Source organism: Caulobacter sp. NIBR2454 (assembly GCF_027474405.1).
Lineage (GTDB): Bacteria > Pseudomonadota > Alphaproteobacteria > Caulobacterales > Caulobacteraceae > Caulobacter.
In genome coordinates, this window is sequence record NZ_CP114871.1 from 562071 (window position 1) to 576803 (window position 14733).

The window sequence follows — 14733 nt, forward strand, 5'->3', positions numbered from 1 at the left end:
CTATGGCAGAGAATCATGGATGTCGATCAAACCGCGTTGCGTCCCGCCAAGGACACGCCCAAGTCGCTGAAGACGCGGGCGCGCATTCTTGACCGCGCCATGAACCTGATCGCCGAGATCGGCTATCACGCGGCCACAAACGCCGCGATCGCCGAGGCTTCCGATCTGACCCGCGGGGCGATGCTCTACCATTTCCCGACCCGCGAGGCTCTGGTCGAGGCGGCGGTTGTCCACATCCACACCGAGCGCACCCGCCTGTTCGAGGCGGCCAGTCGCACCCTGGCGCCGGGCGCCGACGTGACCGAGCACGCCATCGATACCTATTGGGAGCTGCTGCACACCAAGCCCTTCATCGCCTTCCAGGAGATGGAGGCGGCGGGCCGCACCGAGCCGGCGGTGGCCGAGCTGGTGGCGAAGGCCCAGGCCGAGTTCGACCGCGCCCAGGCCGGCGATCATTTCATGAAGATGCTGCACGCCGGCGCCGGTCCGCGCTTCCAGGCCAGCCGCGACCTCGCCCGCTTCATGCTGGAGGGTCTCGCCCGCGCCAAGCTGACCTACGATTCAGAGGCCCGCATCGCCCGCCTGCTGCAGGTGATCAAGCGCGCCACCCACATGCTGAACCGCAAGGGCGGCGTGCAGGACCTCTGGCCGGACTGACACTCGGCTCCCGCCTTCCTATATGCGGGACATGATCCCGTTCTCGGTCCTAGACCTCTCCCCCATCGTTGAAGGCGGCGACGCCTCCCAATCCTTCCGCGACAGCCTCGATCTGGCCCGCCACGCGGAGGCGTGGGGCTATGAACGCTTCTGGCTGGCCGAGCACCACTCGATGCCCGGCATCGCCAGCGCCGCCACCTCGGTGGTCATCGGCCACGTGGCGGCCGGCACCAAGACCATCCGGGTCGGGGCGGGCGGCATCATGCTGCCGAACCACGCGCCATTGGTGATCGCAGAGCAGTTCGGCACCCTAGCCGCGCTGTTCCCGGGCCGCATCGACCTGGGTCTGGGCCGCGCGCCCGGTTCGGATCAGACCACGGCGCGAGCCTTGCGCCGCAACCTGATGGGCGACGTCGACAGCTTCCCCAATGACGTCTTGGAGCTGATCAACTACTTCCGCCCGCCGCTGGAGGGGCAGCCCGTCATCGCCGTGCCGGGAGCCGGGCAGGACGTCCCGGTCTGGATTCTCGGCTCCAGCACCTATGGCGCTCAGCTGGCGGCTATGCTGGGCCTGCCCTACGCCTTCGCCTCGCACTTCGCGCCGGCGGAGCTGATGAACGCCATCGACCTCTATCGCCGCAATTTCCGGCCTTCGGAGCATCTGGCCGCCCCCTACATCATGGCCGGAGTGAACATCTTCGCCGCTGACACCGACGCCGAGGCGCGCTTCCTGACCAGTTCGATGCAGCAGGCCTTCGTCAATCTGCGCCGGGGCCGGCCCAGCAAGCTGCAGCCGCCGATCGAGGGCTATGAGGAAAGCCTCACCGACATGGAGCGGGCCACCCTGCGGCAGATCACCAGCTGCTCCTTCACCGGCTCAAAAGATACGGTGCGCGAGGGTCTATCGGCCTTCCTGCAGCGGACCGGCGTCGATGAAATCATCATCGCCTGCCAGATGTACGATCACGCCGCCCGCCTGCGCTCTTATGAGATCGCGGCCGAGGTCCGGACGTCCCTCGCCTAGGTACCGTGGACGGGCAGGGCGGTGGTGAACTTGATCTGCTCCATGGCGAAGGATGACGAGACATCCGTCAGCGGCGCCGTGGCGATCAGGCGTTTGTAGAACCGGTCATAGGCGCCGATGTCCTTGACGATCACCTTCATCAGGTAGTCGACCTCGCCGCTCATCCGATAGAGTTCCACTACCTCCGGCAGGCTGCGCGCGCCCGCGGCGAAGGTGGTCAGCCATTCTTCGTCGTGACGATTGGTGCGGATCGCCACGAACACGGTCAGCGACAGGCCCAGGGCCTCGCGGTCTAGCAACGCCACCCGCTTGGTGATCACGCCCGCGTCCTGCAAGCGCTTCACCCGCTTCCAGCACGGGGTCTGCGACAGACCCACCCGTTCGGCCAGTTCCGCGACGGGGACGGTCGCGTCCTCCTGGAGAATCGCCATAAGGCGGCGGTCGATGGTGTCAAATTCCATATTCTCTGCTTTCGGCGATTTAGAGAATTATGTTCTCTAGATTAACCGCTGCGAAACCTTATCGGCAATGCGTTTTCTCCTAATCCGCGCGAGGATTCCCTGAGCTTTCAAGGAACGCCGCGATGATCGAGTCCTTCACCCGTCATCCCGCCCAGGTCGGCGAGACCTATGGCGGCCACATGCGGACCGCCTTCGGCTTTGGTTTCACCATGATCGGCGCGGGCCTAGCCTGCGTGCTGCACGGTCTGTTTCCCTTTCTCTTCGTCCGCACGGGCAGCCAGTGTGTCGAGCGGCTGCACGCCCGCATGAGCTGCCGCAACGCCTCCGCCCATTCTCACGGCGCGGCGCCGATCAAGGCTGTCGCGGACGCGGAGCGGTGAGCCTGATCAACCCGGCTGACCGGTCTTCGCCAGCCCACTGGTTCGGCCCAGGCCTCATCGCCGCCGGCCTCATCGCCTTCATCGCCCAGGCCGCTGCGCCCCTGACTCATATGCCGGCCCCGCTGCTGGCCGTGGCGCTGGGCCTGGCGCTCGGCGCCGCCAATCTCGGCCCCATGCTCGCGCCGGGCCTGGGCCTGTGGTCCAAGCCGGGCTTGCAACTTGGCGTGGCCCTGATGGGCGCCCAGATCACATTCGCCGAGATGGCGGCCCTCGGTGCTCCAGCTCTTGTCGCCGGCGGCGCCATCGTCCTGGCCGGCGTGGCGGCGGGTTCAGGTCTTGGCGTGCTGCTGGGCCTGCCTCTGGCCGAGGCCGCCATCGCCGCCTGCGCGGTATCGATCTGCGGCGCCTCGGCCGCCCTGGCCGCGGCGCAGACCGCGCCCTCGACCCCGCAAATCCAGCGCACCACCGCCTTCGTGGTGGTCGGGGTGAACATCCTGTCGACCGCGGCCATGCTGCTGTATCCGCTGCTGGCCCACGCTATGGGGTTCAGCGCGCATCAGGCCGGCGTGTTCTTCGGCCTCTCCATCCATGACGTGGCCCAGGTCGCTGGCGCCGGCCAGTCGGTGTCGCCGGAAGCCGCCGATGCGGCGGCTCTCTCCAAACTGGCGCGCATATTGTGGCTCGGCCCGGCGGTGGTGCTGGTGGGAATCATCCTCGCTCGCTTCGCGGCGGCCCCCGCGGGAGAGCGGCCCGCGCTGAAGGCGCCCCCGCTGTTCGTCTGGGGTTTCGCGGCCCTGATCCTGGCGCGGGGCCTGCACCTGCTGCCTCAGCCTCTGGTCGAGGCGATGGCCGCCACATCGCGCATCCTGCTGCTCGGCGGGGTGGCTGCGATTTCGGCCCAGATCGGACCCAAGGCCCTGCTCGGCGTGCAGCCGAAGCTGGCGGCTGCTCTGGTGGGAACGACCATCCTGGTCGGCGGAGCGGCCCTGCTCGCCGCGGCCCTGCTGATCGTCTGATTGAAAATGCGCAGGCCTCCGCGCACGGAGGCTTTGCCATTTGGCTTTCACCGCGCCATGGTCCGCCCAAACCAAGGGGGGAACACCCAAATGAGCTTCATCACACGCCGTAAATCCATCGACGCGCTCGCCGCGGTGGACGCGCGGCACCGTCTTACGCCCACCCTCAGCTGGCCGCATCTCGTGGCTCTTGGCGTCGGCGCCATCGTCGGCACGGGCATCTACACCCTGACCGGCATCGGCGCCGGGCTGGCCGGCCCTGGCGTGATCCTGTCCTTCGCCATCGCCGGCGCGATCTGCGCCTGTGCTGCGCTCTGCTACGCCGAGATGGCCACCCTGATCCCGGCCTCGGGCAGCGCCTATACCTACAGCTACTCGGTGATGGGCGAACTGGTCGCCTGGGTCGTGGGCTGGAGCCTGATCCTGGAATACACCGTCGTCTGCTCGGCGGTGGCGGTGGGCTGGTCGGCCCACGTTCAGCCCTTCCTGTCCGGCCTCGGCTTCCCGGCCGAACTCATGGCCGGTCCCCACGCGGGCGGCGTCGTCAACCTGCCGGCGATCTTCATCTGCTTCCTGGTGGCGGGCCTGCTGTCGGCGGGCACCAAGGAAAGCGCCAACATCAACATGGTCTTGGTCGCCGTGAAGATCGTGGCCCTGGCGGCCTTCGTCTTCATCACTCTGCCGACCTTTGACGCCAGCCACTTCACGCCGTTCATGCCGAACGGCTTCTCGGGCCAGACCAACGGGACCGAGAAGATCGGCGTCATGGCCGCCGCGGCCCTGATCTTCTTCGCCTTCTACGGCTTCGACGCGGTGTCCACCGCCGCCGAGGAGACCAAGAACCCCAAGCGAGACCTGACCATCGGCATCGTCGGTTCGATGCTGATCTGCACGGCCATCTACATGCTGGTCGCCGCGGTCGCCATCGGCGCCAGCCGCGCAGAAGTGTTCTCCAAGAGCGAGGCCCCGCTGGTCTTCATCCTGGAAACCCTGAATCAGCCCGCCATCGCCAAGGTCGTGGCCGCCGCCGCGGTCGTGGCCCTGCCCACCGTCATCATGGCCTTCATGTTCGGGCAGAGCCGCATCTTCTTCGTCATGGCCCGCGACGGCCTGCTGCCGCGCGGCCTGGCCAGCGTGAACAAGAAGACCGGCACCCCCGTCGTCATGACCATGCTGACGGGCGCCATCGCCGCGGCCATCGCCGGCTTCTTCCCCCTGAAGGAGATCGCCGAACTGGCCAACGCCGGCACCCTGGCCGCCTTCATCGCGGTGGCGTTGTCGGTGATCATTCTGCGTCGCCGCGAGCCGAACCGTCCGCGGGTCTTCAAGACCCCTGTGTGGTTCATCGTGGCCCCGGCCGCGATCCTGGGCTGCCTCTATCTTTTCTGGAGCCTGCCCCAATCGACCCAGATCCGCTTCCTCATCTGGAACGTGATCGGGGTTGTGGTCTATCTTCTCTACAGCCGCCACGCGAGCGAGCTCGCCAAGGCATAGCCAACGCGCCCCTCCCTCGTTCGCGGGGGAGGGGTTTGCCTTATATAACAACGCTTGGCGAGTATGGTTAAGGCGTGGGTAAGGATTTCATTTGAGTGTCGGACACGACCTCAAATCAGTTCCAAGGACCCGCCGTGGCAGACCCTCAAGCCATCGCCGAACGCACTCGCTTCGTCGGTCTAGACCCCAAGGCGCGTTCCGCCCTGCGTACGCTTGGTCCGGTGATCCGCGAGGAGATCGGCCACGCGCTGGGCCTCTTCTACGACAAGGTGCGGCAGGATCCGCACACCAAGGCCTTCTTCCGGGACGAGGCGCACATCGCTTCGGCCACCCGCCGACAGTCCGCGCACTGGGGCAAGATCGCCGAAGCTGATTTCGATGAGGTTTTCGCTAGCGAGGCGACCACCGTCGGCCAGACGCACGCCCGTATCGGCTTGGAGCCCCGCTGGTACGTCGGCGGCTACTCCCTGATCTCCGAGCAACTGCTGCGCGCGGCCATCAAGGACCGCTGGCCCAAGGGCATGTTCGCAGGCAAGCCGGCCCAGCGCGAAGCCGCGGCCGACGCCCTGACCGCCCTGGTCAAGGCGGTGCTGCTCGATATGGAACTGGGCATCTCGACCTATATGGAGGCGATCGACGCCGAACGCCGTCGCCAGGAAGAGGCGCGCCAGAAGGCTGAGCGCGAGCAGGCCGTTGTTGTCGAGGCCCTCGGCAAGGCCCTCGCCATGCTGGCCGCCGGGGATCTTGTCGGCCGTCTGTCGGCGGACTTCTCTCCTGAATTCCAGAAGCTGAAAGACGACTACAACAACGCGGTCGGTTCGCTGGGCGAGGCGATGGGCGGCGTGGGTCAGGCTGCGCAAGGCATTCGCTCCGGGGTCGATCAGATCGCCCAGGCCCTGGAAGACTTGTCTCGTCGTACCGAAAGCCAGGCCGCCAGCCTGGAGGAGACGGCCGCCGCTCTCGAGCAGGTGACCGCCACCGTCAAGCGCAGCGCCGCCGCCGCGCACGAGGCCGCGGACGTCGTCGGCGCCACCAAGGGCGAGGCGCAACGCTCTGGCGTGGTCGTTCAGGACGCGGTCGCGGCCATGGGGCAGATCGAGAACTCGTCGCGCCAGATCGGCAACATCATCGGCGTCATCGACGAGATCGCCTTCCAGACCAACCTGCTGGCCCTGAACGCCGGCGTCGAAGCCGCGCGTGCCGGCGACGCTGGCAAGGGTTTCGCGGTCGTCGCCTCCGAAGTGCGGGCCCTGGCCCAGCGCTCGGCCGATGCGGCCAAGGAGATCAAGGCCCTGATTTCGTCCAGCAGCCAGCAGGTGGAGGCTGGCGTCGATCTGGTCGGCCAGACGGGCGAGGCCCTGCAACGGATCGTCACCCGCGTGGGCGAAATCGACAGCCTGGTGGGCGAGATCGCGTCCTCCGCCCTTGAACAGTCGGCGGGCCTGAACCAGGTCAATATCGCCGTAGGCCAGATGGATCACGTCACCCAGCAGAACGCCGCCATGGTCGAGCGCTCCACAGCGTCGAGCCGCTCCCTGCGCAGCGAGGCGGCGGATCTGACGGCCCTGATCGGCAAGTTCAGTCTATCGGGAGCCGCTCGTCGGCCTATGGCCGCCGATCCGGAGGTGCATGCCCCGGCGCGCAACGCGGTGGCCGAACAGCGGGCGCGACTGGCCACCTTCGCGCGGCCTGGCCGGTAAGCTTAAAGGGCGCGGTTAACGCGAACAGCCGCCCACGGTGTGTGGGCGGCTGCTGGCCGTCCTGAGACAGGACGGCGTCACCAAAAATCAGGTGCTATACGCTTGCGCGGTAAGGCTTACGCGCCGCCCGGGAAGCGGAACGGAACCTTCACGGCGCCGGTCTTGCCAGCCATCGGCAGCTTTTCAGCGATGCAGACGGCGGCCTTGTCGAAGCCCTTGCCAGCAGCGCTGTCGGACACGACCTTGCAGGCCGACAGCTTGCCGCCGTCAGCGTTGCATTCCAGCATGACCTGCGCCGCGTCACGCGTGTTGGCGTGCTTGGACAGGCAGGCGCCCATGGCTTCTTCAAAACCGCCGGCGGCGAACGTCGACTGAGCGACAAAGAGGCTCGCAGCCAGTCCGGCGGCGATAGCGATCGGATACTTCATCCCGCTTGCTCCTGATGTTGGGGAGAGAACTAAACCAGAAGGCCGTTCTAGGAGGGGTGGGTTAAAAGTTCCTGAGTCGGATGGGCAATAATCGCCGCAGGAAGCAGAATTTGCCTAGAGAACGGCGTTACGTCTTTTGTTGACTTTATACAGGCGCTGAGAACTTGAAAAAACAGCTGCGGCAAGTGAGCATCTGTTAACGATATCTCCCCATGATCCCCGACCATGCTGTAGGCGCGAAAGAAATGTCGCGTCGTTGAGGGGATCTCCACCGATGAAGCGTTTCCGGCTCGTCGATCTGCCATTGATCATCAAGATGGGCTTTGCGCCCGCCTTCGCTCTTCTGATGCTGGCCGTTCTGGCGACTGGCGCAATCATTGTTCAGCGCCAACAGTCAGCGGCGCTGCAACAGGTGGTCGCCGTCGACATGCGCGACAACCTGCGCATCCAGGCCCTGTCCAAGCGGATCGAGGGGGTTCACGGTGAACTCTATCTCGCCCTGACGCACGCCGCCGGCCAGATCGAGGTCGAAAAGGTTGGCGAGCGCATGACCGCCGCCCTGGCCGAGATGGATGCGATCAAGAAGGAGCTCTCCGAGCTTCAGAAGAACGCCGACCCCGCCCAGAAGGCCGACTACGCCCAACTGGTGAAGGCCATCGACGAATGCCGCAGCGCCATCGACGTGGTGAGCGGCATGATCGGCGTGGATTTCGGAACCGCCGTCGGCTTCGTGGCCCCCTTCGAGGAAGAGTACAACAAGATGAGCGCCCTCCTGGACAAGGTCGTCCAGAAGGAAAACGCTCAGACCACCGCCCGCGCTGAAGCCGCGCAGAAAGAAGCGGCCCTGGCCCAGACGGTCAGCATCGTCGGCAGCATCATAACGGTTCTGGCGGTCGCTGGCCTGGCACTGATTTCGGTGCTCGCCACTCGCCGCGCCATCAACGACATCGCCCGCGCCACCGAGACCCTGGCCAAGGGCGACAACAGCATCGACATCGAGCGCCTCGCCCGTAAGGACGAACTCGGCGCCATCGTCACCTCGCTCGGCGTGTTCAAGCAAAACCAGCTGAACCTGGAGCAGATGCGCAGTGAACAGGAAGCCGCCCGCGCCCTCACCGACGAAGAGCGCGCCGCCGCTGAACGTTCCGCCGCCGAAGCCGCCAAGGTGGCCGCCACTGTGGTGTCGGAACTGGCCTCGGGCCTTGAGCGCCTGGCTTCGGGCGACCTGACCTACCGCGTCACCGCTGACTTCCCGGGCGACTACCGCAAGCTGAAGGACGACTTCAACGGCGCGATCACCCAGATGCAGGAAACCATGAAGGTCATCGCGGCCTCCACGGACGGCCTGCGTACCGGCGCCGACGAAATCGCACACGCCTCCGACGACCTGTCGCGCCGCACCGAGCAGCAAGCCGCGTCGCTGGAAGAAACCGCAGCCGCCCTCGACGAGCTGACCGCCACGGTCAAGCGCACCGCCTCGGGCGCCAAGCAGGCTTCGGACGTGGTGTCCACGGCCCGCGGCGAAGCCCAGCATTCGGGTGAAGTCGTTCGTCAGGCCGTCTCGGCCATGGGCGAGATCGAGAACTCGTCGCGCCAGATCGGCAACATCATCGGCGTGATCGACGAGATCGCCTTCCAGACCAACCTGCTGGCCCTGAACGCCGGCGTCGAAGCCGCGCGTGCGGGCGAAGCTGGCAAGGGCTTCGCGGTCGTCGCCTCCGAAGTGCGGGCCCTGGCCCAGCGCTCGGCCGAAGCGGCCAAGGAGATCAAGGCTCTGATTTCGTCCAGCAGCCAACAGGTCGGTTCGGGCGTGAGCCTGGTCGGTCAGACCGGCGAAGCGCTTCAGCGCATCGTGGTCAAGGTCGGCGAGATCGACGCTCTGGTCACCGAGATCGCGGCCTCGGCCGAAGAGCAGGCCACCGGCCTGCAAGAGGTCAATACCGCCGTCAATCAGATGGACCAAGTGACGCAGCAGAACGCGGCCATGGTGGAAGAGTCCACCGCCGCGACCCACTCGCTGAAGGGCGAGACGACCGAGCTGGTCCGCCTGATGAGCCGCTTCCGGGTGGGCGAAGGCGCTCCCGCCGGCGCCCGTCCGACCATGGCCGACCCGGCGACCCACGCTCCGGCTCGCAACCCGGTCGCCGAACAGCGCGCCAAGCTCAACACCTTCGCCCGGCCAGGCGTTTCCGGGGCCAACGCCCTGGCCGCCGCGCCGGCTGAAGACGGCTGGGAAGAGTTCTGAGCCCTATGGCCCAGATGACCCTCCCCGAGACCATGGACCTTAAGGCTGCCGCCGGATTGAAGGCTTCAATCCTGGCGCAGCGGGGCTCGTCCCTGGAGCTGGACGCCTCGGGCGTCCGGCGCCTGGGCGGGCTTTGCCTACAGGTGCTTCTGGCGGCTGCGTCAACCTGGCGCACCGACGGACAGAGCTTTTCGTTAACCAACCCCTCTGAATCCTTCGCTGAAGCCATTCGCCTGTTCGGCGCCCACGAGGCGCTTGGCACTGCCACTTACGGAGCCCAATCGTGACGACGCGTACGATCCTGACGGTCGATGACTCCCGCACCATGCGGGACATGCTGCGGATGGCGCTCGCCAGCGCGGGCTTCAACGTGGTTGAGGCCGTGGACGGTGAGCACGGCCTTGAGGTTCTGTCGGCGCATAAGCCGGACGTGATCATCACGGACATCAACATGCCCAAGCTGGACGGCTTTGGCTTCATCGAGGCCGTGCGGGTGGACGATAGCCACCGCGCCACCCCGATCCTGGTGCTGACCACCGAAAGCGACCCGGCCAAGAAGGAGCGGGCCCGTGCGGCAGGCGCCACCGGTTGGATCGTGAAGCCTTTCAATCCCGACAAACTCGTCGAGGCCATCCGCCGAGTCGCGGCTTAAGCAGAAAGATCGCGGGGGCGTCGGGGATGGACGAACTAGAGGCCATCAAGGTCACCTTCTTCCAGGAGTGCGAGGAGCTTCTCGCCGATCTGGAAGGTGGACTCCTGGCCATGCAGGACGGGTCGAGCGACGGCGAGACGGTGAACGCCGTCTTCCGCGCCGTCCACTCGATCAAGGGCGGCGCGGGTGCGTTCGGCCTGGATCCGCTCGTCCGTTTCGCCCACGTCTTCGAAACCCTGCTGGACGGCGTCCGCAGCGGCGAGGTCGCCGCCGCGCCTGATCTGGTCGCGTTGCTGCTTCGCGCCTCCGACGTCCTGGCCGACCACGTCAGCGCCGCGCGCGGCATGGGCGACGTGGACGAGGCCCTCTCCGCCTCCATGGCCGCCGAGCTGGAAGCCTGGCAGTCGGGCGGCGCCGCGCCGGCGCCCGCCGCCTCCGCCCCGTCCGACGACGACGACTTCGACCTCGCCTCCTCGGTTCCCGCCGAGCTGGACGACATGGATTTTGGCTTCACCCCGATGACGGTCGTCGTCGATGAAGCTCCCGCCGAGGCCGATGCGCCGAGCGGCTGGCTGGTGGTGATCCAGCCCAAGTCCGACCTCTATCGCAAGGCCAACGAGAGCCTGCTGCTAATCCGCGAGTTGGAGCGCCTGGGCTCGATCGAGACCAGCTTCAACGACGACGCCATGCCGGATCTGGCTGACATGGATCCGGAAGCCTCCTACCTGACCTTCACGGTGAAGCTGACCACCGACAAGAGCGAAGCCGACGTTCGGGAAGTCTTCGAATTCGTGGACGGCGATTGCGATCTGACCATAACGCCCCTCTCCGGCGGCGAAGCGCCCATCGCGGCTGCTGCAATGGTTGAGCCTGAGCCGGACGTCGAAGCTGAAAGCGACTCCAGCGTCGATATCGCCGCCCTGATCAGCGCCGCGACCTCCGCGCCGGTCGCCGCTCCGGTCGCCACCGCGCCGCCGCCGCCCGTAGCGATGACGCCGGCCGCCGCCGCCGCCGTGGCCGCCAAGCCGACCGCCATGGCCGCGCCGCCCAAGGCGCCCGTCGAGACCCCGGGTCCCGGTTCATCGGTGATCCGCGTGGACCCCGAGCGCATCGACCGTCTGATCGACCTGGTCTCCGAGCTGGTCATCAATCAGGCCATGATCGCCCAGCGCGTTGCCGAACACGGCATTCCGCAGTCCTCCAACCTCGCCATCGGCCTCGACGAACTTGAGCAACTGACGCGCGAGATTCAGGACAGCGTCATGGCCATCCGCGCCCAGCCGGTGAAGTCGGTGTTCCAGCGCATGCCGCGTCTGGTCCGCGAAGTCGCCTCCATGGTCGGCAAGCAGGTCCGCCTCGTCATGGAAGGCGAAGGCACCGAGGTCGACAAGACCGTGATCGAGCGTCTGTCCGACCCGATCACGCACATGCTGCGCAACGCCATCGACCACGGCCTGGAGATGCCCGACGAGCGCCGCGAAGTCGGCAAGCCTGTCGAAGGCGTCATCAAGCTGCACGCCCTGCACCGCGGCGGCCGCATCGTGATCGAGGTCACCGACGACGGCCGCGGCATCAACCGTCCCAAGGTTCAGCAGATCGCCGTGGACAAGGGCCTGATCGCTCCGGATCTGACGCTGACCGACGAAGAGATCGACAACCTGATCTTCCTTCCCGGCTTCTCGACCGCCGACAAGGTGTCGGACGTTTCGGGTCGCGGCGTGGGCATGGACGTGGTCCGTCGCTCGGTGCAGGCCCTGGGCGGCCGCATCTCGATCAGCTCGCGCCCGGGTCAGGGTTCGACCTTCACGCTCAGCCTGCCGCTGACCCTCGCCGTGCTCGACGGCATGGTGGTCGAGGTCGCTGATCAGACCCTGGTCGTGCCCCTGGCCGCCATTGTCGAGAGCCTGCGTCCCAAGCCCGAAGAGGTTCGCGCGCTCGGCCCGACCGGCGCGGTCCTGGCGGTCCGCGACAGCTTCGTGCCGCTGGTCGATATCGGCAGCACCATGGGCTACCGCGCCAACGCGCCGGACCCCACCGAAGGCGTCGTCCTGCTGGTGGAGAGCGAAGACGGCAGCAAGGCCGCTCTCGTGGCCGACAACATCCAGGGCCAGCGCCAGGTCGTCATCAAGTCGCTGGAGGCCAACTACCAGCAGGTGGAAGGCGTCGCCGCCGCCACCATCCTGGGCGACGGCCGCGTGGCCCTCATCCTCGACGTCGACGCGGTGATCAATCTTCGCCGCCGCGAGGCGCCGGCTCCCAAACCCACTGAACCTATGATCGCAGCGGAATAGACATCATGATCGACCACACCACCGCCACAGTCGGCGAGCGTCGCGAACTGATCTCCTTCCGGGTGAACCAGCAGGAATACTGCGTGGACATCATGGCGGTTCGCGAGATCCGGGGCTGGAGCCCGGCCACCTCGCTTCCCCAGTCGCCCAATTACATGCGTGGCGTCATCAATCTTCGCGGCGCGGTCCTGCCGATCATGGACCTGTCCTCGCGCCTGGGTCTCGGCTCCGCCGAGCCGACCGTCCGCCACGTGATCATCGTGGTGAAGGTTCAGGAGCGGATGATGGGCCTGCTGGTCGACGCCGTGTCCGACATCCTGTCGATCACCGACGATCTGGTGCAGCCGACCCCGGACGTGGCCTGTGATCGCGTGCGCAGCTTCGTGCGCGGCATCATCTCGCTGGAAGGCCGGATGATCAGCGAAATCTCTCTCGACCGCCTGCTGCCCGAACGCGAGGCGCTCGCTGCATGACCCTGGCCCCGGCTGTCCGAACCGAACGGAAGCCTCCCCTCGTCGAGGGCGAGTTCCTTTTCACGGCGGATGACTTCCGACAGATCGCGCAGATCATGTACGACCAGGCTGGCATCAGCCTGGCCGACAGCAAGGCCACGCTCGTTTACTCGCGACTGGCCAAGCGTCTGCGCATTCTCGGCATGGACAGCTTCAAAGCCTACTGCGCCATGGTCGTTCAGGACCGGGAAGAAGCGCAGAACATGCTTCGGGCGCTGACCACCAACGTCACGCGGTTCTTCCGCGAGCCGCATCATTTCGACGACCTTCGCGAACACGTCCTGCTGCCCATGGCCGAGGAAGTGCGTCGTGGTGGCCGCCTGCGCCTTTGGTCGGCTGCCTGCTCCACGGGGCAGGAGCCTTATTCCATGGCCCTGACCGTGTTGTCGGTGTTCCCGAACGCCGCCGACCTCGACATCAAGATTCTCGCCACCGACATCGATTCCAACGTCGTGGAGACCGGCCGCGCCGCCGTCTACGACGAAGCTCAGATCGAGCCGGTGCCTGGTCCCATCCGCAATCAATTCTTCGAGCGTGACCCCAACAACAAGGGCATGTGGCGCGTTGGCGCCGCGGCCCGCAGCCTGGTCAGCTTCAAGGAACTCAACCTTATCGGCGACTGGCCGATGAAAGGGCCGTTTCACGCTGTGTTTTGCCGCAACGTCGTCATCTATTTCGACGAACCGACTCAAGAGCGGATCTGGACGCGCTTTGCGCCTCTGATCGCCGACGGGGGTCGCCTTTACATCGGTCATTCCGAGCGGGTTCCGGCTACGAACACCTCGTTCGATAGCAACGGCCTGACTTCTTACCGCAAGGTCGGGGGCCGCTGATGACCATCAAGGTTCTCGTCGTCGACGATTCTCCCACCATGCGCGGCCTGATCACGGCCGCCCTGCGCCGCGATCCCGAGATCGAGGTCGTCGGCTCTGCCGGTGATCCGTTCGAGGCCCGCGGCGCGATCAAGGCTCTGAACCCCGACGTCGTCACGCTCGACATCGAAATGCCGAACATGAACGGCCTCGAGTTCCTCGAAAAGATCATGCGCCTGCGGCCGATGCCGGTGGTCATGGTCTCCAGCCTGACCCAAGCCGGCGCTGATGTGACTCTGCGCGCGCTGGAAATCGGCGCTGTCGATTGCGTGGGCAAGCCGACCAACAACGTCGCCGGGGGCGACGCCCTGGCGGAGATCGCCGCCAAGGTGAAGAACGCCGCGCGCGCCACGGTGCGCGCCACTATCAGCACCAGCGCCAAAGCGCCGCCGAAGCCGGTCCGGGCCAAGGAGTTCGTTCCGTCGGGCGATCTGGTCGCCATCGGTTCGTCCACCGGCGGGGTTGAGGCCCTGCTGACGGTGCTGAACAACTATCCGGCCAACTGTCCGCCGACGGTGATCACCCAGCATATGCCGGCGGCCTTCACCGCCAGCTTCGCGGCGCGCCTCGGGCGCGCCTGCAACGCCAAGGTCTATGAGGCCCGCGACGGCGATGTGCTGGAGCCCGGCAAGGTCTATGTGGCTCCTGGCGGCGCGACCCATCTGGAGATCAGCCGCTCGGCCGGGCTGCGCTGCCGTCTTACCGACGGCGATCCCGTCAGCGGCCACCGTCCCTCGGTGGACGTGATGTTCAAGTCGGTGGCGTCCGTCATGGGCGACAAGGCCGTCGGCGTCATCCTGACGGGCATGGGACGCGATGGCGCCCAGGGCCTTCTCGCCATGCGAGAGGCCGGAGCCCGCACGATCGGCCAAGACGAGTCCACCTGCGTTGTCTACGGAATGCCCCGAGCCGCCTACGAGATGGGTGCTGTCGAAAAGCAGCTGTCACTCTCGGCGATCGGTTCCGCCATCCTCGATCTCTCTTCTGCGAAACGTTGAATC

General features: G+C 66.4%; 15 protein-coding genes. 13 read left to right on the forward strand and 2 right to left on the reverse strand.

The annotated features are described in order from the left end of the window. The first annotated feature begins 15 nt into the window (after positions 1 to 15). Together O5K31_RS02650 and O5K31_RS02655 are read left to right on the forward strand one after the other, a co-directional pair. A complete protein-coding gene (locus tag O5K31_RS02650; RefSeq protein ID WP_269715589.1) occupies positions 16 to 657 on the forward strand; it encodes a TetR/AcrR family transcriptional regulator in 642 nt (213 codons plus the stop codon). Positions 658 to 688: 31 nt separating this feature from the next. Beyond that, on the forward strand, positions 689 to 1681 hold the full coding sequence (locus tag O5K31_RS02655) for an LLM class flavin-dependent oxidoreductase (RefSeq protein ID WP_269716985.1): 993 nt from the start codon (positions 689 to 691) through the stop codon (positions 1679 to 1681). Here O5K31_RS02655 and O5K31_RS02660 read toward each other — a convergent pair. Beyond that, positions 1678 to 2142 carry an Lrp/AsnC family transcriptional regulator gene (locus tag O5K31_RS02660; RefSeq protein ID WP_269715590.1) on the reverse strand — a complete coding sequence of 155 codons (465 nt, stop codon included), beginning with the start codon at positions 2140 to 2142 and terminating at the stop codon, positions 1678 to 1680. The genes O5K31_RS02655 and O5K31_RS02660 overlap by 4 nt on opposite strands. 122 nt (positions 2143 to 2264) lie before the next feature. Between O5K31_RS02660 and O5K31_RS02665 the strand changes: the two genes are divergently transcribed. The 4 genes from O5K31_RS02665 (at position 2265) to O5K31_RS02680 (ending at position 6732) form a co-directional block, all read left to right on the forward strand. After that, positions 2265 to 2522 (forward strand): DUF6356 family protein, encoded by a 258-nt coding sequence (locus tag O5K31_RS02665; RefSeq protein WP_269715592.1) that lies wholly within the window; start codon positions 2265 to 2267, stop codon positions 2520 to 2522. Further along, positions 2519 to 3538 carry a YeiH family protein gene (locus tag O5K31_RS02670; RefSeq protein ID WP_269715593.1) on the forward strand — a complete coding sequence of 340 codons (1020 nt, stop codon included), beginning with the start codon at positions 2519 to 2521 and terminating at the stop codon, positions 3536 to 3538. Before O5K31_RS02665 ends, O5K31_RS02670 begins: the two co-directional genes overlap by 4 nt. 90 nt (positions 3539 to 3628) lie before the next feature. Then, positions 3629 to 5032, forward strand: coding sequence for an amino acid permease (locus O5K31_RS02675; RefSeq protein WP_269715594.1), 1404 nt, complete (start codon positions 3629 to 3631; stop codon positions 5030 to 5032). A 134-nt stretch (positions 5033 to 5166) separates the two neighbouring features. Further along, a complete protein-coding gene (locus O5K31_RS02680; RefSeq protein ID WP_269715595.1) occupies positions 5167 to 6732 on the forward strand; it encodes a globin-coupled sensor protein in 1566 nt (521 codons plus the stop codon). A 116-nt stretch (positions 6733 to 6848) separates the two neighbouring features. Here O5K31_RS02680 and O5K31_RS02685 read toward each other — a convergent pair whose 3' ends face one another. After that, a complete protein-coding gene (locus O5K31_RS02685; protein WP_269715596.1) occupies positions 6849 to 7160 on the reverse strand; it encodes a hypothetical protein in 312 nt (103 codons plus the stop codon). A gap of 274 nt (positions 7161 to 7434) precedes the next feature. On the opposite strand from O5K31_RS02685, the gene O5K31_RS02690 reads away from it, so the two are divergent. From O5K31_RS02690 to O5K31_RS02720, 7 genes are read left to right on the forward strand one after another with little or no spacing between them, the layout of a single operon-like run. Further along, entirely contained in the window at positions 7435 to 9405 is a 1971-nt protein-coding gene (locus O5K31_RS02690; RefSeq protein ID WP_269715597.1) for a methyl-accepting chemotaxis protein, read from the forward strand. Positions 9406 to 9410: 5 nt separating this feature from the next. Next, on the forward strand, positions 9411 to 9692 hold the full coding sequence (locus O5K31_RS02695; protein WP_269715598.1) for an STAS domain-containing protein: 282 nt from the start codon (positions 9411 to 9413) through the stop codon (positions 9690 to 9692). Further along, positions 9689 to 10057 (forward strand): response regulator, encoded by a 369-nt coding sequence (locus O5K31_RS02700; RefSeq protein ID WP_269715599.1) that lies wholly within the window; start codon positions 9689 to 9691, stop codon positions 10055 to 10057. The genes O5K31_RS02695 and O5K31_RS02700 overlap by 4 nt, the downstream gene beginning before the upstream one ends. Positions 10058 to 10083: 26 nt before the next feature. After that, a complete protein-coding gene (locus tag O5K31_RS02705; RefSeq protein WP_269715600.1) occupies positions 10084 to 12348 on the forward strand; it encodes a chemotaxis protein CheA in 2265 nt (754 codons plus the stop codon). Between the two features lie 5 nt (positions 12349 to 12353). Then, positions 12354 to 12821 carry a chemotaxis protein CheW gene (locus O5K31_RS02710; RefSeq protein ID WP_269715602.1) on the forward strand — a complete coding sequence of 156 codons (468 nt, stop codon included), beginning with the start codon at positions 12354 to 12356 and terminating at the stop codon, positions 12819 to 12821. Further along, on the forward strand, positions 12818 to 13693 hold the full coding sequence (locus O5K31_RS02715; RefSeq protein WP_269715603.1) for a CheR family methyltransferase: 876 nt from the start codon (positions 12818 to 12820) through the stop codon (positions 13691 to 13693). Before O5K31_RS02710 ends, O5K31_RS02715 begins: the two co-directional genes overlap by 4 nt. Beyond that, on the forward strand, positions 13690 to 14730 hold the full coding sequence (locus O5K31_RS02720) for a protein-glutamate methylesterase/protein-glutamine glutaminase (RefSeq protein WP_269716986.1): 1041 nt from the start codon (positions 13690 to 13692) through the stop codon (positions 14728 to 14730). The genes O5K31_RS02715 and O5K31_RS02720 overlap by 4 nt, the downstream gene beginning before the upstream one ends. The last annotated feature ends 3 nt before the right edge of the window (positions 14731 to 14733 follow it).

Coding starts and splice junctions, on each gene's coding strand:
- O5K31_RS02710 (WP_269715602.1), top strand. CDS start 12,354: ATGATCGACCACACCACCGCCACAGTCGGCGAGCGTCGCGAACTGATC.
- O5K31_RS02695 (WP_269715598.1), top strand. CDS start 9,411: ATGGCCCAGATGACCCTCCCCGAGACCATGGACCTTAAGGCTGCCGCC.
- O5K31_RS02675 (WP_269715594.1), top strand. CDS start 3,629: ATGAGCTTCATCACACGCCGTAAATCCATCGACGCGCTCGCCGCGGTG.
- O5K31_RS02655 (WP_269716985.1), top strand. CDS start 689: ATGATCCCGTTCTCGGTCCTAGACCTCTCCCCCATCGTTGAAGGCGGC.
- O5K31_RS02650 (WP_269715589.1), top strand. CDS start 16: ATGGATGTCGATCAAACCGCGTTGCGTCCCGCCAAGGACACGCCCAAG.
- O5K31_RS02690 (WP_269715597.1), top strand. CDS start 7,435: ATGAAGCGTTTCCGGCTCGTCGATCTGCCATTGATCATCAAGATGGGC.
- O5K31_RS02715 (WP_269715603.1), top strand. CDS start 12,818: ATGACCCTGGCCCCGGCTGTCCGAACCGAACGGAAGCCTCCCCTCGTC.
- O5K31_RS02685 (WP_269715596.1), bottom strand. CDS start 7,160: ATGAAGTATCCGATCGCTATCGCCGCCGGACTGGCTGCGAGCCTCTTT.
- O5K31_RS02665 (WP_269715592.1), top strand. CDS start 2,265: ATGATCGAGTCCTTCACCCGTCATCCCGCCCAGGTCGGCGAGACCTAT.
- O5K31_RS02705 (WP_269715600.1), top strand. CDS start 10,084: ATGGACGAACTAGAGGCCATCAAGGTCACCTTCTTCCAGGAGTGCGAG.
- O5K31_RS02660 (WP_269715590.1), bottom strand. CDS start 2,142: ATGGAATTTGACACCATCGACCGCCGCCTTATGGCGATTCTCCAGGAG.